The 16,122-nt window shown below is 53.0% G+C and carries 21 protein-coding genes; 9 read left to right on the forward strand and 12 right to left on the reverse strand.

Annotated features, from left to right (window positions below):
• Nucleotides 1-53: 53 nt before the first annotated feature.
• Complete coding sequence (ppsR, locus tag XDD1_RS08360) at nucleotides 54-917, reverse strand: posphoenolpyruvate synthetase regulatory kinase/phosphorylase PpsR (protein WP_045970299.1); 864 nt, start codon at nucleotides 915-917, stop codon at nucleotides 54-56.
• 191 nt (nucleotides 918-1,108) lie between these two features.
• Between ppsR and XDD1_RS08365 the strand changes: the two genes are divergently transcribed.
• Nucleotides 1,109-1,360, forward strand: coding sequence for a SymE family type I addiction module toxin (locus XDD1_RS08365; RefSeq protein ID WP_231854481.1), 252 nt, complete (start codon nucleotides 1,109-1,111; stop codon nucleotides 1,358-1,360).
• 114 nt (nucleotides 1,361-1,474) lie between these two features.
• Here XDD1_RS08365 and XDD1_RS08370 read toward each other — a convergent pair whose 3' ends face one another.
• Together XDD1_RS08370 and XDD1_RS08375 are read right to left on the reverse strand one after the other, a co-directional pair.
• Nucleotides 1,475-2,170 (reverse strand): barstar family protein, encoded by a 696-nt coding sequence (locus tag XDD1_RS08370; protein WP_045970303.1) that lies wholly within the window; start codon nucleotides 2,168-2,170, stop codon nucleotides 1,475-1,477.
• 21 nt (nucleotides 2,171-2,191) lie between these two features.
• Nucleotides 2,192-2,539: a hypothetical protein gene (locus XDD1_RS08375; protein ID WP_045970306.1), complete on the reverse strand. Its 348-nt coding sequence runs from the start codon at nucleotides 2,537-2,539 to the stop codon at nucleotides 2,192-2,194.
• 411 nt (nucleotides 2,540-2,950) lie between these two features.
• Between XDD1_RS08375 and XDD1_RS08385 the strand changes: the two genes are divergently transcribed.
• On the forward strand, nucleotides 2,951-3,337 hold the full coding sequence (locus XDD1_RS08385) for a hypothetical protein (RefSeq protein WP_045970310.1): 387 nt from the start codon (nucleotides 2,951-2,953) through the stop codon (nucleotides 3,335-3,337).
• 135 nt (nucleotides 3,338-3,472) lie between these two features.
• Here the strand turns inward: XDD1_RS08385 and xerC (XDD1_RS08390) are convergent, their stop codons facing one another.
• On the reverse strand, nucleotides 3,473-4,495 hold the full coding sequence (gene xerC, locus XDD1_RS08390) for a site-specific tyrosine recombinase XerC (RefSeq protein WP_045970311.1): 1,023 nt from the start codon (nucleotides 4,493-4,495) through the stop codon (nucleotides 3,473-3,475).
• Between xerC (XDD1_RS08390) and XDD1_RS19405 the strand changes: the two genes are divergently transcribed.
• A complete protein-coding gene (locus XDD1_RS19405; RefSeq protein ID WP_156979651.1) occupies nucleotides 4,494-4,736 on the forward strand; it encodes a hypothetical protein in 243 nt (80 codons plus the stop codon). The two genes, xerC (XDD1_RS08390) and XDD1_RS19405, sit on opposite strands and share 2 nt — an antisense overlap.
• On the opposite strand, the gene XDD1_RS08395 is transcribed toward XDD1_RS19405, so the two are convergent.
• Nucleotides 4,725-7,469 carry a CHC2 zinc finger domain-containing protein gene (locus XDD1_RS08395; protein WP_045970313.1) on the reverse strand — a complete coding sequence of 915 codons (2,745 nt, stop codon included), beginning with the start codon at nucleotides 7,467-7,469 and terminating at the stop codon, nucleotides 4,725-4,727. The genes XDD1_RS19405 and XDD1_RS08395 overlap by 12 nt on opposite strands.
• Before the next feature lie 103 nt (nucleotides 7,470-7,572).
• Between XDD1_RS08395 and XDD1_RS08400 the strand changes: the two genes are divergently transcribed.
• Nucleotides 7,573-7,974 carry a helix-turn-helix domain-containing protein gene (locus tag XDD1_RS08400; RefSeq protein WP_045970315.1) on the forward strand — a complete coding sequence of 134 codons (402 nt, stop codon included), beginning with the start codon at nucleotides 7,573-7,575 and terminating at the stop codon, nucleotides 7,972-7,974.
• A gap of 78 nt (nucleotides 7,975-8,052) precedes the next feature.
• A complete protein-coding gene (locus XDD1_RS08405) occupies nucleotides 8,053-8,373 on the forward strand; it encodes a SymE family type I addiction module toxin (RefSeq protein ID WP_045970317.1) in 321 nt (106 codons plus the stop codon).
• A 149-nt stretch (nucleotides 8,374-8,522) separates the two neighbouring features.
• Here the strand turns inward: XDD1_RS08405 and XDD1_RS08410 are convergent, their stop codons facing one another.
• From XDD1_RS08410 to XDD1_RS08420, 3 genes are all read right to left on the reverse strand, one after another.
• Entirely contained in the window at nucleotides 8,523-8,924 is a 402-nt protein-coding gene (locus XDD1_RS08410) for a hypothetical protein (protein WP_052705663.1), read from the reverse strand.
• Between the two features lie 14 nt (nucleotides 8,925-8,938).
• Nucleotides 8,939-9,166, reverse strand: a complete 228-nt coding sequence (locus XDD1_RS08415; protein ID WP_045970319.1) for a hypothetical protein — start codon at nucleotides 9,164-9,166, stop codon at nucleotides 8,939-8,941.
• Between the two features lie 165 nt (nucleotides 9,167-9,331).
• Nucleotides 9,332-9,568: a hypothetical protein gene (locus XDD1_RS08420; RefSeq protein WP_045970321.1), complete on the reverse strand. Its 237-nt coding sequence runs from the start codon at nucleotides 9,566-9,568 to the stop codon at nucleotides 9,332-9,334.
• Between the two features lie 156 nt (nucleotides 9,569-9,724).
• Here XDD1_RS08420 and XDD1_RS19410 point away from each other — a divergent pair, with 156 nt between their 5' ends.
• Nucleotides 9,725-9,985 (forward strand): hypothetical protein, encoded by a 261-nt coding sequence (locus XDD1_RS19410; RefSeq protein ID WP_156979652.1) that lies wholly within the window; start codon nucleotides 9,725-9,727, stop codon nucleotides 9,983-9,985.
• A gap of 184 nt (nucleotides 9,986-10,169) precedes the next feature.
• On the opposite strand, the gene xerC (XDD1_RS08430) is transcribed toward XDD1_RS19410, so the two are convergent.
• Nucleotides 10,170-11,192: a site-specific tyrosine recombinase XerC gene (gene xerC, locus XDD1_RS08430; protein ID WP_045970325.1), complete on the reverse strand. Its 1,023-nt coding sequence runs from the start codon at nucleotides 11,190-11,192 to the stop codon at nucleotides 10,170-10,172.
• A gap of 229 nt (nucleotides 11,193-11,421) precedes the next feature.
• Complete coding sequence (locus XDD1_RS08440) at nucleotides 11,422-14,166, reverse strand: CHC2 zinc finger domain-containing protein (protein WP_045970329.1); 2,745 nt, start codon at nucleotides 14,164-14,166, stop codon at nucleotides 11,422-11,424.
• A gap of 130 nt (nucleotides 14,167-14,296) precedes the next feature.
• On the opposite strand from XDD1_RS08440, the gene XDD1_RS08445 reads away from it, so the two are divergent.
• From XDD1_RS08445 to XDD1_RS08455, 3 genes are all read left to right on the forward strand, one after another.
• Nucleotides 14,297-14,638, forward strand: coding sequence for a helix-turn-helix domain-containing protein (locus XDD1_RS08445; RefSeq protein ID WP_045973410.1), 342 nt, complete (start codon nucleotides 14,297-14,299; stop codon nucleotides 14,636-14,638).
• Nucleotides 14,639-14,713: 75 nt separating this feature from the next.
• Nucleotides 14,714-15,001 carry a SymE family type I addiction module toxin gene (locus tag XDD1_RS08450; protein WP_045970331.1) on the forward strand — a complete coding sequence of 96 codons (288 nt, stop codon included), beginning with the start codon at nucleotides 14,714-14,716 and terminating at the stop codon, nucleotides 14,999-15,001.
• A gap of 13 nt (nucleotides 15,002-15,014) precedes the next feature.
• On the forward strand, nucleotides 15,015-15,212 hold the full coding sequence (locus tag XDD1_RS08455; RefSeq protein WP_045970333.1) for a DUF7706 family protein: 198 nt from the start codon (nucleotides 15,015-15,017) through the stop codon (nucleotides 15,210-15,212).
• A gap of 43 nt (nucleotides 15,213-15,255) precedes the next feature.
• Here the strand turns inward: XDD1_RS08455 and XDD1_RS08460 are convergent, their stop codons facing one another.
• A complete protein-coding gene (locus XDD1_RS08460; RefSeq protein WP_045970335.1) occupies nucleotides 15,256-15,687 on the reverse strand; it encodes an SMI1/KNR4 family protein in 432 nt (143 codons plus the stop codon).
• Nucleotides 15,684-15,911 carry an HNH/ENDO VII family nuclease gene (locus XDD1_RS08465; RefSeq protein ID WP_231854482.1) on the reverse strand — a complete coding sequence of 76 codons (228 nt, stop codon included), beginning with the start codon at nucleotides 15,909-15,911 and terminating at the stop codon, nucleotides 15,684-15,686. Before XDD1_RS08465 ends, XDD1_RS08460 begins: the two co-directional genes overlap by 4 nt.
• Nucleotides 15,912-16,122 lie beyond the last annotated feature (211 nt).

The raw sequence follows: 16,122 nt of genomic DNA on the forward strand, positions 1-16,122 counted from the left end.
TATGTGAGAAAGTATCGTGAATAAATATTGTTAAATACGCTTGTATTTTGAAATTAGAACATACGACGTTTTAACCCCATTCTGTCAATAATTTTGGCTGAAATCTCTTCAACAGAATAATTAGTGGTATTCAGGTAATTGATCTTATTTTTTCGGAATAAAGCTTCAACTTCAGCAATTTCGACCCGACATTGTCGTAATGAAGCATAACGGCTATTTTCTCTCCGTTCTTCACGAATGGCAGCAAGCCTGTCCGGATTAATCGTCAGGCCAAATAATTTATGCTGAAAGGGCTTTAAGGCGGCAGGTAATTGCAAATTATCCATATCATCATCGGTAAACGGATAGTTTGCTGCCTGAATGCCAAATTGCATGGCAAGATAGAGGCTGGTTGGGGTTTTTCCACAACGGGATACGCCGAGAATAATGACCTGAGCCTGATCAAGGTTGCGTAATGAAATACCATCATCATGGGCGAGGGTGTAATCAATGGCGGCAATGCGGGCATCATATTGCCCCAGATTTTTTTTGGATAAGCCGTGAGTTCGATGTAATTCCGGTTTTGGTTCCAGGCCAATTTCTTGCTGTAATGGTGCGACCAACGTTTGAACAATATCCTGACAGAATCCGTTGCTGCGGGTAATAATGCTTTTGACTTCATCCGAAATGATGGAGTAAAAAACTAATGGCTTGATTCGGGTTTGTTGATATATCGCATCGATTTGATCCCTGATTTCCTCTGCCCTGGCTTTGTTGGTCACGAAAGGTAAGGTATAGGAAGTAATAGTAATGGGAAATTGAGACAACACGGCGTGGCCTAATACTTCTGCCGTGATGGCGGTTCCATCGGAAATAAAAAATACGCTGCGTTCAAGTATTTCATTTTCCGGTGTTTGGGAGTTATCAGCGTCTATCATTATCTTTCTTCTTTATATGGCAAAACTTATTGTAGGGCAGCAGTAAAGTCATTTCGCGGTGTTGGTGTGTTCTCAGCACATCAACACCGCTGACCATAGCCAACTATTTGAGGTAGTTAATAATAGCTAAGGCGCATTTTAAGCAAAACCGCGCGGTAAATAAAGCCGCCAAAACAGAACGTTATTACACCGTGGGATACGTCCCGCAAAATGACAAGGCCACAGCCCCGCCCGCGATACACCTTAAGGGGCAATGGCTTAAACAAGCAGGCTTTGAGATTGGCGGTTCGGTGACGGTGAAGATCATGGACGGCTGTCTGGTACTGATCCCCGACAGTGACGAGACCAACAGCCTCAAACAGCAATACCAGCGCCAGCGCGAGCGAATCAGTGAGATCAAACTGCGGATGCGTGAGCTGATTGGCGATTACAAAAGCCGCTAAGGGCAGGGAGTGAGCCGCTCTTAAAAAATAAAGCCGGAAGATCATTCCGGCTTTATTTCAGTCAATAGATCGATAGAACCAGTAAGCCCCTAGGGGGATTTATACATTAAAAAATCACTTTAATTCTATATTAAAATAATCTTCTAATAATGATAGTATATATTCAGATGACGATTGATAATATCCTTCCGGGAGGCTGTTATCAATGGCTTTAAATGATAATTCACTATCATTCCAAATGATATTTGTATTGTTTCCAACCAAATCATTTAGTAAATCACATACCGCATTAAGGTTATTGCCTATATATCCATAACTTCCAAAAAGAGCATATCCAAATTCACAATAAAATGAATAATAATCTTGAATGCATTTGCCTTCTATGATTATTTTTTCATTTTTAATTTCTCTTGGGAATCCATTTTTTATATAACATGCAGATATGTATTTTCTTTTTAAGCTGCCTTTCATATCTAACCAAATTCTTTTTTCATCTTCCGATTGGAATTCCAAAAGAGATAATGCACCTACCTCATACATTCCAGATGAAATATTTAGATTTAAAAATAAATTGTTTTCATATGCATGAAACTTGTTGATTCTAAAGTCGAAATCCAGCCTGCCTTCAAAATCCTCACATTGAAGTGAATAAGATTCATTTTTGCATAAGTCAAGGTATTTTCTATCTACACCACAAAATACAAAAGAATGAGTTCCTTCCGTTCCATTATAATCATAAAATTCAACCATTTTATTAAATGAAAGCACTAATTCTTCAGAAGTGTTGAATATTTTATATTTACTGCTCATATCTAGACCCTTTTTATCATATTATTTCTTTTGAGTTACCACATCAAAAATTCGGGTGTAATGGTCATTACTGAACCCAATTTGGGTTTTTCCATTACCTAAATCTTTTGTGAGTATTCTTAGATTGTTATCTCCAGGAATAACTTCCCATTCCAATGCGCCTTTCCATCTTGCTTGTGCAGCATTACCTTTACCTTGAAAAACAGTCTGCTTATCTTTCGTGCCGTATTGAATACGAGGGATCCCTTTACCATTAAAAATATCATTAATGGCTTTTTCCATTGCCTCAAGCTGGTGAGGTTTAGGTGGATTATTTTTAGGTATTTTTTTGAGAGAAGCTACATATTTATTGCAGTCATCACCCGCCAACCCGAACGGATCTTAGGGACTGTCCCGACACGACCATACTTTTTAGGCGGGATTTTTTCTTTAATAACAGCTTGTTAAAGAGCCGGTTTTACCCGTTGGGGTAAAGATTTTTTTGCCCGATCCCCGATGTGCGCTTTCAGGCTATTTTGTTTACCGGGGTGCAGTATAGCGCCTGTGCTCGCGCGCGTTGACTCAACAGCCTGATTTTGTGATGCGTTTCCCTTTCGGCAACGGGCGAACGTCGTCCGGCTTGCCGGACGGCGGGCGGCCGTTCTGCGGGTGCGGGCGGCATAGAGCCTGCAAGCGGCGCCCTGCGACGCTCTCAGGCAGCGGGGCTTCGGTTTTGCACGGTTCGGCGGGGTTCACCGCCCCCAACAGGGAAGCCCCCTGCGGGGGCTGCACGGGGCGGAGATGGCGAGCACGGCAACGAGCAACGGAGCGCAGCGCAGTGCGAGCCGCGCGCAGCCAGTGCAGCGGGGCCGGGGCGGGGGAGGTAAATACGGAGGCCGCAGGCCGACCTGCCTACAGGGGGGTTGGCCGGATGCGGGCAGGGCAGCTAAAGAAGAAGCCGGCTGGCTGAACGATGGCAGGGTGTTGGCGTTTGTGCGCGGTGTTTGCCAAGGGCTGGCCCAACAGGTCAGAGCAGAAGGCGAAGCCTTGTGCGGCGGCACGTCAGCGATGCCGATAAGCGGGGGCACCGACATAATGCAGATTATACGCATGAAGCCGCTCACCGTGGCTCAGGTTGACGCCGCAGGCCGGCGGCGCCGTGCGTATAATCCCCTCGCATTATGTTGAATAGGCTTTGGGCGGCCTGCACCGGCTTAACGGGGACACCCCGGCTCAGGCCGCCCATTGCCTATTTACCCCCGCTATCACCGGGGCTGACGGGCAGTCCGGCCACGGTCTGCCCCCGCGCAGCACCCGGCGAACTCAACGGGGATTATCGGGCTGTCCGCGACGTCCACGGGGGACGTTCTGCACCGGATTATCCGCTTGTGCCTGTGTATCACGTTCAGCCGGATGTGTCTGGTGATGCACTTCCTTCAGGTGTCCGATGGCAACCCGCGTGTAAATTTGTGTCGTTTCCAGCTTCTTATGCCCCAGTATCGCCTGGATATGCCGGGTATCCGCGCCGTTCTCCAGCATCTGCGTGGCCATTGAGTGCCGGAACACGTGACATGACCCGGCTTTGTCGAGTTTGGCTTCTTCCCGGATAGTATGCCCGGCCATCTGCGTTAAGGTGTTGCGTGACAACGGGTTACCCCTGACGGTGATAAACACGTATCCGCTGTCATAGCGGTAAGCCAGTTGCGGGCGCACGTCAGCCAGATACCGCTCCAGCCATGCCAGCGCCCGTTCCCCTATCGGCACGAGCCGGTCATGCCCCTGTTTTCCCTGCCGCACCGCGACGACACCACGATGGCGGTCGATATCCCCCAGCCGCAGGTTAATCAGCTCGGCACGCCGGATACCCGTACTCCAGAGCACTTCCAGCACGGCACGGTTACGCAGGCCCAGCGGCGTCCGGGTGTCGAGGCTGTTCAGCACCTGCTCTGTCTCGGTGTCACTCAGTACCTGCATGGGCAGCCGCTGTTCCTCTTTCGGCAGGATTAACATGTCCGCCGGATTGTACAAGATATGGTGCCGCTGCAATAACCAACGGAACCAGCCCCGCAGGCAACGAAGCCGCTGTAACTGGCTGTTAGGGCTGTAATGTTGGCCGTCTGCCTTGCGGTAACTGCGCAGATACCGCTGCCAGCCTTCCAGTACAGGCAGGCTCACCTGGGGGGCATGGCGGATACCCCGCATCTCGCACCAGTCCACGAACGGCATCAGCCATTCCCGGTAAGTTTCCGGTGTCCGGCTGCTGCGGCCGCTGGCGCTCTGGATTTCAAGGTAAGCCTCCAGTTGCTGGCGCAGGGTTGCAAGGGTAAAAGTCGGTTGGGTTTCCATGACGGTTTTCCTCTGTGGGCGGGTAAACAGGCGGTTCCGGCACGACGGTATGATGGGATGTATTAAGGAGGCCGGAACAGTGATTTTTGCGTTTCTCCAACTTGCGGGCCGTAAACCCCTGCAAGCACGGGCTTTGTGGCTGATTTTGTTGCCCCAACTTGGCACCAACCTGAGGCCAACTTGGTGGCAACTTGCGACATGCCAAGCCCAACTTGCAAACATCATAGGGTTATGGCGTTGACTCTTCCGGGCTGTCCGGCAAGTCAATCAGGCCACACAGGTGGCTGCCTTCGGCACGGTCGCCATCCCATAACAGCTCATACTGCAACAGGTGCCCGCGACTGCCGCCGTGGATAAGCAGGTATTCCATGTCGGCCAGCCGCTGGCAATGTACCTTAAGCTGGTTATCACTCCATTGGGTAAAGTCGCGGATATCCCGCCGCGTAAAGCGCATTTCACGCAGGGTCTGCTGCCTGCTGGCCGCCATGTCATGCACCATCTGCCGGATAAGCAGCAACAGCTTGCGGGTCTGCGGCGGCATCTCGTCGAGCGTCCGGCCTAAGATGTCGTGCGCGAGCTGGTTCGCCAGCCGGATATCGTCTTTCGTGACTTCGATATATTCCAGCTTGCGGCCGCGATGCTCGGCGGTCTTGATTTCCCGCTGATACTGGTGCAGCAACGCGATGCTCTGAATGAGCGTGAGATACTTCATGTGGTCGCGGCGGGTACGGGTTTTGTCTGACAGGAACGTCAACTGGCTGGCGTAGGGATTGACGACATTCAGGGGTTTAAGCAGCCGCTGGGCGTTCTGGTGTAATGCCATGAGATAGTCCCGCTCGTTCTCCGCCAGTAAGCCCTCAAGGGTTTGTTTGTGGCGCTGCAAGGCATGGATCGCTTCGGTCTGTTCGCGGGTTTCATTGATGGTCAGCACCAGACAGCGATTCAATAACTCTTCATCGACATCGATCGCCGTGGTCGTCAGCATCAGCATCACCGGGCCTTTCACCGTGTAGCTTTTGGTCACCAGATTACCTGTGGTTTCGTCCTTGCCCGTGCTCGCCATCGTCAGCTCGCCGTCACTCTGCAACAGCTTGAGCGCATAAGCCGCCTGCCGTACCCCTTCTTCTTCGGCGATAGCCAGTATCTTGTGTTGCAGGTTGGTTTCACCGAGGTAGAACAGGCTCTGCCCGGTCATGGCGCTGTACTGGATGCGCTCTTCTTCCGGTATCAGGTTGAGCACGGCATCCATCAGGGAGGATTTTCCGGCGGCGCTGCTGCTCTGGATCAGGACAGCCAAGGGTTTAGGCAACTTTCGGCTCACGGCCGCCAAAAAGCCGGCTAACAGGTTGGTTGATTCCCCCACGACGCCGCAGGTGGCAAGATCCTGCGTGATGCGCGCTGTCAGGTTCGGGTCTTGCAGCAAGGCCAGTGCCGCTTCCCGTTCGGCCTCGTTCAGTTCAGGCGTTGCCGCTGCCGAACTTTCTCCCTGCTGCTGCCATTGCTCAACGGCCAGTAATACCTGTCCCAGGGCACGGCGGAGTTCCCCCTCGGCCAGCCCCAGCTCAGCCGCCGCCATCCGCGCATAGCCCTGACGGCTGCGGGCGCTCATCAGGTCAACCCCATCCAGGAACATGACGCCGCTTTGACTATCAACGACCTGCGCATTGAGTTTCAGGGCAACCGCGCCCGCTTTTACGCCCGACAGTCCCCGGATGCACCAGCGCAGGCTGTCCAGTGAGATCTTAAGCTCCCCGTCTGCCCCGGCTTCCCAGACAAGGCCGGGCGTGGGGTTTTGCACTGTCACCGGGGCCGTCAAAGCAGGCGCAGGGGCGATATCTGCCGGGGCTGACGGTGCCGCCTCTGCACGCGCGGTGACGGCCGTTAACATCGGCATCGCGCTCGCCAGCAACAGGCCGAAAGCCGCTTCCGGCTCTGCCATTTGGCACAGGTACTCGTTCGCGTCCGTCTCCGGCGGGAACATCACCCGCAACGGCGTGATCCCTTTCTCAGCCAGTGCGGCCGCCAGTTTCACCGCCGCTTCATTGCCGGCGCTGTCATTGTCGAAGGCGATCAGTACCTGCTTAGTGCCGTAACGTTCAAACGCCTGCCAGTGATCGGCGGTCACACCATGCACGCCATAAGCGGCGGTGACATGGCGATACCCGGCAACCCAGAACGACATCGCATCGATCAGCGCTTCACACAGGATCAGGCTTTTTGAGGCCATCAGGGCCGCTTCATTCCAGACGCCGCCATGTTCTCCCGGCAGGTACAGATGTAGCGGGGTACCCGGTCGGACACGATCGCAGATTTTGCGGCCATAGAGTTCCCGTATCTGCCCCTCCGGCGTTATCACCGGCACAACCAGCGAGCCGCGCAGGTGCTCACGCCCGTTCTCCCGCAAGATCCCGACTGACCGCAGACGGGCGCGGATTTCAGCGCCGGCTTTCAGTTGCTTGGCGGGCAACCGATAGCCCAGCGTGCGGTTGGCAAAGCCCAGCTTAAAATGGGCGACCAGTTCAGGATGGTTGAGCTTGCGTGCGCTCAGGAACGCCTGCATCTCCGGCGCGTTGAGCAGGGTATGGTGATAAAACTCAACCACCCGGTGCAGCAGTGCCTGCCGCCCGGCTTCATTCTCGGCCAGCAACGGCGATTCGGGAGACTCAACCAGCGGCTGAACCGCCGGGTTTTCGCCCAGCGTGCCCCGCAACCACTCAACCGCATGACGCAGGCTCAAGCCTTCGGTTTGCATCACCCAGTCCAGCACCGACCCGCCCGCGTTACAGCCAAAGCAGTGATAGAGGTTCTTCGACGGCGTGATCACCATCGAGGGCGTTTTTTCCTGATGGAACGGGCACAGCACGGTCATGTCCTTGCCGCGCGGGGTTAACTGCCGCCCCTGTTGCTCGATAACGGCAACTAAAGAGACGGCGGATTTCAGGTGCTGTAATTCTGCGTCGGGAATGCGAGCCATTGCAAAGTTCCTTCTTTAAAGCCTTGTCAATAGACATTAATGTAGAGTATATTATCTATATATTATGAGATTTGCAACAGGCAACTAAAAAGGAGACCGTACAATGAGCGCCATTGATTCATTGTGTGCAGGGTTGGATATGACAGCATTTGCAGAACGTCTTCGCTTGTTGCGTGAAGCCCGTAATTTAAATCAGGTTCGTTTAGCTGAACTGCTTGGCGTTGATCCGCGAGCTTATAACCGCTGGGAAAAAGGCGCGAGTGCGCCCCATCTGGAGACGGTGATTAAGATCGCAGATGTCCTTCAGGTGACGATAGATGAGTTGGTTGGCCGCAAGGCGGTCTCGGATGAAGTGAAGATCCGCAACCATACCTTACATTCGCTGTGGCAAAAAGCGGATTCGTTGCCCGATACCGATCAACAAGCCCTGATCGTGATACTTGACAGTTTTGTTAAGAAGGCGATGGTTGAACAGGTGATGGGATTAAACAACATCAAGCGTTAAAGCTAGAAAGACGCGGCAGAACATGAGTTCGCACCTCATTTCCGCCGCTAACCATAAGCAACTAAATAGGAGTTGAACATGGCTAAGGCGCATTCTAAGCAAAACGCGGCTCAAAATAAAGCCGCCAAAACAGAACGTTATTACACTGTGGGATACGTCCCGCAAAACGACAAAGCCAAAGCACCGCCCGCAATACACCTTAAGGGGCAATGGCTTAAGGCCGCCGGGTTTGAGATTGGCGGCTCGGTGACGGTGAAGATCATGGACGGCTGTTTAGTGCTGATCCCCGACAGTGACGAGACCCACAGCCTCAAGCAGCAATACCAGCGCCAGCGCGAGCAAATCAGTGAAATTAAGCTGAGGATGCGCGAGCTGATTGGCGACTACAAAAGCCGCTAAGGGCAGGGCGTGAGCTGCTCTTAGAAAGAACAAAGCCGGAAGATCGCGGGGATCTTTCCGGCTTTATAATCATTTTACATCTGCTTCGATAACTCCTAAGGGTATATGGTTGCTGAACTTATACCCGTTAGAAATCTCCATCATGTCAATTACAAGAAGGTAAACCCAAAGAAATTATTAGGATCTAACAATAACTCTCTTTTAATATCACCTTCTTTATAATTGATTTTCATTTTAGAAAAAGGAGTAACATGATGATCTATACTTAAAACAGTCACATCCTGCTCTGTTTTAAACAATTGTGAATATATTGACATCAGTGAAAATTTATCATCCTCATCTAAATCAAACCACACATCTATTTTTGAAAGAGTCCTACAATCAATAACGCCATTATCATTTATGTATAATTCGAGTATTTTTTCATCAAAAATAAAATACATCCTTTCATACATTGGATGGAAGCGAGAGTACTCATCCGTGTCTGTATAACCAGTAATCATTACATCGTGTAGCGATTGATGTTGCATACTTTCTATAAAGCTTTTCAAGGTATACCTTCCCTTTATGGAGAAAAAATGATTCCAATATCCATACCCTTACCTGACTCAATGAGTGTCACAAACTCTTCTGTACCATCAGGGAGTTTTTTGGATATATATGTCATCCCTTCTCCTCTATATACATCCATAAGAGGTTGATCTTTTTTAATAGTACCTTTCCCAACGTGAACTAATTTTCCACTATCTCTTAATGATTCAATATCTTTTAAGAATTCGGCACCTTCATCCACTTTCCATTTTGGATATTTTTTGCCTAAATATTTTTCAAGAATACCTTTGTGTCGAATGAAATGATCTTTAAAGTTTTTCCCTGGTTTTATGCTACAACCCGCTAACCCGAATGGGTCTTAGGGATTACCCCGACACGACCATACTTTTTAGGCAGGATTTTTTCTTTAATAACAGATTGTTAAAGAGCCGGTTTTACCCGTTGGGGTAAAGGTTTTTTTGCCCGATCCCCGATGTGCACTTTCAGTCCATTGCGCCCGTTTGCTGTAGTGCAGTATAGCGCCTGTGCTCGCGCGCGTTGACTCAACAGCTTGATTTTGTGATGTGTTTCCCTTTCGGCAACGGGCGAACGTCGCCCAGCTTGTCTGGGCGGCGGGCGGCCGTTCTGCGGGTGCGGGCGGCATAGAGCCTGCAAGCGGCGCCCCTGCGACGCTCTCAGGCAGCGGGGCTTCGGTTATTCACTGTTTTGTTGATGGCACCGTCCCAACAGGGAAGCCCCCTGCGGGGGCTGCACGGGGCGGAGATGGCGAGCACGGCAACGAGCAACGGAGCGCAGCGCAGTGCGAGCCGCGCGCAGCCAGTGCAGCGGGGCCGGGGCGGGGGAGGTAAAAACGGAGGCCGCAGGCCGACCTGCCTACAGGGGGGTTGGCCGGACGCGGGCAGGGCAGCTAAGGAAGAACGCGGATTGCCAAGGGCTGGCTCGGCAGGTTAGAGCAGAAGGCGCCAGCCTTGTGCGGCGGCACCCCGGCGATGCCGATAGGTGGGGGCACCGACATAATGCAGATTATACGCATGAAGCCGCTCACCGTGCCGCAGGCTGACGCCGGGGACTGGCGGCGCCGTGCGTATAATCCCCTCGCATTATGTTGAATAGGCTTTGGGCGGCCTGCACCGGCTTAACGGGGACACCCCGGCTCAGGCCGCCCATTGCCTATTTACCCCCGCTATCACCGGGGCTGACGGGCAGTCCGGCCACGGTCTGCCCCCGCGCAGCACCCGGCGAACTCAACGGGGATTATCGGGCTGTCCGCGACGTCCACGGGGGACGTTCTGCACCGGATTATCCGCTTGTGCCTGTGTATCACGTTCAGCCGGATGTGTCTGGTGATGCACTTCCTTCAGGTGTCCGATGGCAACCCGCGTGTAAATTTGTGTCGTTTCCAGCTTCTTATGCCCCAGTATCGCCTGGATATGCCGGGTATCCGCGCCGTTCTCCAGCATCTGCGTGGCCATTGAGTGCCGGAACACGTGACATGACCCGGCTTTGTCGAGTTTGGCTTCTTCCCGGATAGTATGCCCGGCCATCTGCGTTAAGGTGTTGCGTGACAACGGGTTACCCCTGACGGTGATAAACACGTATCCGCTGTCATAGCGGTAAGCCAGTTGCGGGCGCACGTCAGCCAGATACCGCTCCAGCCATGCCAGCGCCCGTTCCCCTATCGGCACGAGCCGGTCATGCCCCTGTTTTCCCTGCCGCACCGCGACGACACCACGATGGCGGTCGATATCCCCCAGCCGCAGGTTAATCAGCTCGGCACGCCGGATACCCGTACTCCAGAGCACTTCCAGCACGGCACGGTTACGCAGGCCCAGCGGCGTCCGGGTGTCGAGGCTGTTCAGCACCTGCTCTGTCTCGGTGTCACTCAGTACCTGCATGGGCAGCCGCTGTTCCTCTTTCGGCAGGATTAACATGTCCGCCGGATTGTACAAGATATGGTGCCGCTGCAATAACCAACGGAACCAGCCCCGCAGGCAACGAAGCCGCTGTAACTGGCTGTTAGGGCTGTAATGTTGGCCGTCTGCCTTGCGGTAACTGCGCAGATACCGCTGCCAGCCTTCCAGTACCGGCAGGCTCACCTGGGGGGCATGGCGGATACCCCGCATCTCGCACCAGTCCACGAACGGCATCAGCCATTCCCGGTAAGTTTCCGGTGTCCGGTTGCTGCGTCCGCTGGCGCTCTGGATTTCAAGGTAAGCCTCCAGTTGCTGGCGCAGGGTTGCAAGGGTAAAAGTCGGTTGGGTTTCCATGACGGTTTTCCTCTGTGGGCGGGTAAACAGGCGGTTCCGGCACGACGGTATGATGGGATGTATTAAGGAGGCCGGAACAGTGATTTTTGCGTTTTTCCAACTTACGGGCGGTGAAGCCTTGCCAGCACGGGCTTTGTGGCTGATTTTGTTGCCCCAACTTGGCACCAACCTGAGGCCAACTTGGTGGCAACTTGCGACATTCCCAATCCAACTTGCGAACATCATAAGGTTATGGCGTTGACTCTTCCGGGCTGTCCGGCAAGTCAATCAGGCCACACAGGTGGCTGCCTTCGGCACGGTCGCCATCCCATAACAGCTCATACTGCAACAGGTGCCCGCGACTGCCGCCGTGGATAAGCAGGTATTCCATATCAGCCAGCCGCTGGCAATGCACCTTAAGCTGGTTGTCACTCCATTGGGTAAAGTCGCGGATATCCCGCCGCGTAAAGCGCATTTCACGCAGGGTCTGCTGCCTGCTGGCCGCCATGTCATGCACCATCTGCCGGATAAGCAGCAACAGCTTGCGGGTCTGCGGCGGCATCTCGTCGAGCGTCCGGCCTAAGATGTCATGCGCGAGCTGGTTCGCCAGCCGGATATCGTCTTTCGTGACTTCGATGTATTCCAGCTTGCGGCCGCGATGCTCGGCGATCTTGATTTCCCGCTGGTACTGGTGCAGCAACGCGATGCTCTGAATGAGCGTGAGATACTTCATGTGGTCGCGGCGGGTACGGGTTTTGTCAGACATAAAGGTCAACTGGCTCGCGTAAGGATTAACCACATTGAGCGGCCTTAACAGCCGCTGGGCGTTCTGGTGCAATGTGGTGAGATACTCCCGCTCGTTCTCAGCCAGCAACCCTTCAAGGGTTTGTTTGTGGCGCTGCAAGGCATGGATCGCTTCGGTCTGTTCGCGGGTTTCATTGATGGTCAGCACCAGACAGCGATTCAATAATTCTTCATCGACATCGATCGCCGTGGTCGTCAACATCAGCATCACCGGGCCTTTCACCGTGTAGCTTTTGGTGACGAGGTTTCCGGTCGCTTCATCCTTGCCCGTACTCGCCATCGTCAGCTCGCCGTCACTCTGCAACAGCTTGAGCGCATAAGCCGCCTGCCGCACCCCTTCTTCTTCGGCGATAGCCAGTATCTTGTGCTGGAGATTGGTTTCACCGAGGTAGAACAGGCTCTGCCCGGTCATGGCGCTGTACTGGATGCGTTCTTCTTCCGGTATCAGGTTGAGTATGGCATCCATCAGGGACGATTTCCCCGCCGCGCTGCTGCTCTGGATCAGGACAGCTAAGGGTTTAGGCAACTTTCGGCTCACGGCCGCCAAAAAGCCGGCTAACAGGTTGGTTGATTCCCCCACGACGCCGCAGGTGGCAAGATCCTGCGTGATGCGCGCTGTCAGGTTCGGGTCTTGCAGCAAGGCCAGCGCCGCTTCCCGCTCGGCCTCGTTCAGTTCAGGCACTGCCGCTGCCGAACTTTCTCCCTGCTGCTGCCATTGCTCAACGGCCAGTAATACCTGTCCCAGGGCACGGCGGAGTTCCCCCTCGGCCAGCCCCAGCTCAGCCGCCGCCATCCGCGCATAGCCCTGACGGCTGCGGGCGCTCATCAGGTCAACCCCATCCAGGAACATGACGCCGCTTTGACTATCAATAACCTGCGCATTGAGTTTCAGGGCAACCGCGCCCGCTTTTACGCCCGACAGTCCCCGGATGCACCAGCGCAGGCTGTCCAGTGAGATCTTAAGCTCACCGTCTGCCCCGGCTTCCCAGACAAGGCCGGGCGTGGGGTTTTGCGTTGTCGCCGTGGCCGTCAAAACAGGCGCAGGGGCGATATCTGCCGGGGCTGACGGTGCCGCCTCTGCACGCGCGGTGACGGCCGTTAACATCGGCATCGCGCTCGCCAGCAACAGGCCGAAAGCCGCTTCCGGCTCTGCCATTTGGCACAGGTACTCGTTCGCGTCCATTTCCGGCGGGAACATCACCCGCAACGGCGTGATCCCTTTCTCAGCCAGTGCGGCCGCCAGTTTCACCGCCGCTTCATTGCCTGCGCTGTCATTGTCGAAGGCGATCAGTACCTGCTTAGTGCCGTAACGTTCAAACGCCTGCCAGTGATCAGCGGTCACACCATGCACGCCATAAGCGGCGGTGACATGGCGATACCCGGCAACCCAGAACGACATCGCATCGATCAGCGCTTCACACAGGATCAGGCTTTTTGAGGCCATCAGTGCCGCTTCATTCCAGACGCCGCCATGTTCCCCCGGCAGGTACAGATGTAACGGTGTACCCGGCCGTACACGATCGCAGATTTTGCGGCCGTAGAGTTCCCGTATCTGCCCCTCCGGCGTTATCACCGGCACAACCAGCGAGCCGCGCAAGTGCTCACGCCCGTTCTCCCGCAAGATCCCGACCGACCGCAGGCGGGCGCGGATTTCAGCCCCGGCTTTCAGTTGCTTGGCGGGCAGCCGATAGCCCAGCGTGCGGTTGGCAAAGCCCAGCTTAAAATGGGCGACCAGTTCAGGATGGTTGAGCTTCCTTGCGCTCAGGAACGCCTGCATCTCCGGCGCGTTGAGCAGGGTATGGTGATAAAACTCAACCACCCGGTGCAGCAGTGCCTGCCGCCCGGCTTCATTCTCGGCCAGCAACGGCGATTCGGGAGACTCAACCAGCGGCTGAACCGCCGGGTTTTCGCCCAGCGTGCCCCGCAACCACTCAACCGCATGACGCAGGCTCAAGCCTTCGGTTTGCATCACCCAGTCCAGCACCGACCCGCCCGCGTTACAGCCAAAGCAGTGATAGAGGTTCTTCGACGGCGTGATCACCATTGAGGGCGTTTTTTCCTGATGGAACGGGCACAGCACGGCCATGTCCTTGCCGCGCGGGGTTAACTTCCGCCCCTGTTGCCCGATAACGGCAACTAAAGAGACGGCGGATTTCAGGTGCTGTAATTCTGCGTCGGGAATGCGAGCCATAAAGTGACCTTCCTAAAATTGCGTCAAGATTCCATTGCTCTTTTATTTAGTATCCGATAAGATACCAATATAAAGCAAGCACTTTTTGGGGGATAGAATGACGGCAAATTTCTCTGACTGGTTTAATTCAATGAGTATTGCTAACAGACTCATCACCCTGCGCAAGCAAAAAGGCTTGTCACAACAGGCATTGGCGGATGCTATCGGCATTCACGTGACACAGATAAAACGTTATGAAGGCGGGATTTCGTTACCGTCGCTGGAAGCGATTAAGAAGATCGCGCAGACATTGCGGGTGACGACGGATTCATTGATATTTGAAGACAACGAGCTACAACCTGATAGCGACTTGGCTCTACAGTTTCAGGCTATCAGCAACATGCAGCCTGAACAGCGGCAGGTCATTAAGGAAGTGCTGGAAGGCATGATCATTAAGTACGAAGCTGAACGCTGGTCTTCCAAGATGAAGTAAAAACGATTAACGCAACGTATTCGGGCGGGCACCCGAACACGCTGCTAACCATAAGCAACTATTAAGGAGTTGAACATGGCTAAGGCGCATTCTAAGCAAAACGCGGCTCAAAATAAAGCTGCTAAAACAGAACGTTATTACACCGTGGGATACGTCCCGCAAAACGACAAGGCCAACGCCCCGCCCGCAATACACCTTAAGGGGCAATGGCTTAAGGCCGCAGGGTTTGAGATTGGCGGCTCGGTCACGGTGAAGATTATGGACGGCTGTTTAGTGCTGATCCCCGACAGCGACGAGACGAACAGCCTCAAACAGCAATACCAGCGCCAGCGCGAGCTGATTGGCGACTACAAAACCGTTTAAGGGAAGGCAGCTAATGAGAACAGGCATTGAGCGGCTAGAGGAAGTGCACCTGAGCCACGAGGAAGCGATGGCACTGGCGCAACTGGTCAAGCGGCTGAGCTGGGCGGAGATACGCGCCTGTGCGGTAAATGACGATGAAGCCTGGCTGATTAAGGACGCGATAGGGCGGTTACAGTCGGCGCTGGCCTGGCACGGATACGCACCACGGTAAATAAAAAAGCCGGAAGATCACGGGGATCTTTCCGGCTTTAATCTTAAATATAAGACATTAATCTTTTATATAAGAATTCGATAAAATTGCTTGCATACAATTTATGCTCTTCACCCAATGCAACATAAATAGCTTTCAATTCTCTGGTATCAAAGTAAAACTCTTCTCCAAAGTCTGTATTTGATACAACTAAACGCCCTTCATTCAGATAATCATTAGCTATTGTATTTTGGTATACTAAGTCACCACCTACAGCCTCTTCGAACGGAATGCAATATATACTGTATATTTCATCACCACATATATCGCCGCCCCCAAACCTGCCTAAAAACCATTTATAATCATCAGGTAAGGTCAATGACAATGCGCTTTCTGCTTTTTCTATCCATTCAGTTGAAGGTGCATCATCTGTGTTACCCATATTTAATAGATCAGAATGTTGAACAAATAGATCTAATAATTTCTCTCTATTCATTTAAAATCTCCAGCTCTGTTCATCCAATACTGTTCTCTCCATTTATTAAATGCAGCACGATCTATTCCTGAAGGAATGGTATTAGGATTTATATGAATTGCTTTGTGATTGGTTTTATGGAATGTCTGGCTAAGCTCAGCTATAGGGCCATGTTGAGTTTGTAACATATGATGTAAATTGACAGCCTTACCATCATACCCAACCGGTGCTCTACCTGATGCCATCCGTTCAATATTCGTTCCCCTGATCACTTTCCCTTTATCCCTCCATGTTGTCATTTTTTGAGGATCGAATAAATCATCTCGTTGATAGACTTTATTGCCATTAAAGGTGACAGGATCAGAAGACCAATATTTTCTCTTTTGTGAATGACAGCCTGCTAGCCCAAACGGGTCTTAGGGATTACCCCGACACGACCATACTTTTTAGGCAGGA

The sequence above is a fragment of the Xenorhabdus doucetiae genome (assembly GCF_000968195.1).
GTDB lineage: Bacteria > Pseudomonadota > Gammaproteobacteria > Enterobacterales > Enterobacteriaceae > Xenorhabdus > Xenorhabdus doucetiae.

What these genes read in the sequence shown, in the direction of transcription:
- ppsR (WP_045970299.1), bottom strand. Translation starts at nt 917, where the DNA reads ATGATAGACGCTGATAACTCCCAAACACCGGAAAATGAAATACTTGAA.
- XDD1_RS08370 (WP_045970303.1), bottom strand. Translation starts at nt 2,170, where the DNA reads ATGAGCAGTAAATATAAAATATTCAACACTTCTGAAGAATTAGTGCTT.
- XDD1_RS08385 (WP_045970310.1), top strand. Translation starts at nt 2,951, where the DNA reads ATGGCGAGCACGGCAACGAGCAACGGAGCGCAGCGCAGTGCGAGCCGC.
- XDD1_RS19405 (WP_156979651.1), top strand. Translation starts at nt 4,494, where the DNA reads ATGACGGTTTTCCTCTGTGGGCGGGTAAACAGGCGGTTCCGGCACGAC.
- xerC (WP_045970311.1), bottom strand. Translation starts at nt 4,495, where the DNA reads ATGGAAACCCAACCGACTTTTACCCTTGCAACCCTGCGCCAGCAACTG.
- XDD1_RS08395 (WP_045970313.1), bottom strand. Translation starts at nt 7,469, where the DNA reads ATGGCTCGCATTCCCGACGCAGAATTACAGCACCTGAAATCCGCCGTC.
- XDD1_RS08400 (WP_045970315.1), top strand. Translation starts at nt 7,573, where the DNA reads ATGAGCGCCATTGATTCATTGTGTGCAGGGTTGGATATGACAGCATTT.
- XDD1_RS08405 (WP_045970317.1), top strand. Translation starts at nt 8,053, where the DNA reads ATGGCTAAGGCGCATTCTAAGCAAAACGCGGCTCAAAATAAAGCCGCC.
- XDD1_RS08420 (WP_045970321.1), bottom strand. Translation starts at nt 9,568, where the DNA reads ATGCCGCCCGCACCCGCAGAACGGCCGCCCGCCGCCCAGACAAGCTGG.
- xerC (WP_045970325.1), bottom strand. Translation starts at nt 11,192, where the DNA reads ATGGAAACCCAACCGACTTTTACCCTTGCAACCCTGCGCCAGCAACTG.
- XDD1_RS08440 (WP_045970329.1), bottom strand. Translation starts at nt 14,166, where the DNA reads ATGGCTCGCATTCCCGACGCAGAATTACAGCACCTGAAATCCGCCGTC.
- XDD1_RS08445 (WP_045973410.1), top strand. Translation starts at nt 14,297, where the DNA reads ATGAGTATTGCTAACAGACTCATCACCCTGCGCAAGCAAAAAGGCTTG.
- XDD1_RS08450 (WP_045970331.1), top strand. Translation starts at nt 14,714, where the DNA reads ATGGCTAAGGCGCATTCTAAGCAAAACGCGGCTCAAAATAAAGCTGCT.
- XDD1_RS08455 (WP_045970333.1), top strand. Translation starts at nt 15,015, where the DNA reads ATGAGAACAGGCATTGAGCGGCTAGAGGAAGTGCACCTGAGCCACGAG.
- XDD1_RS08460 (WP_045970335.1), bottom strand. Translation starts at nt 15,687, where the DNA reads ATGAATAGAGAGAAATTATTAGATCTATTTGTTCAACATTCTGATCTA.
- XDD1_RS08465 (WP_231854482.1), bottom strand. Translation starts at nt 15,911, where the DNA reads ATGGCATCAGGTAGAGCACCGGTTGGGTATGATGGTAAGGCTGTCAAT.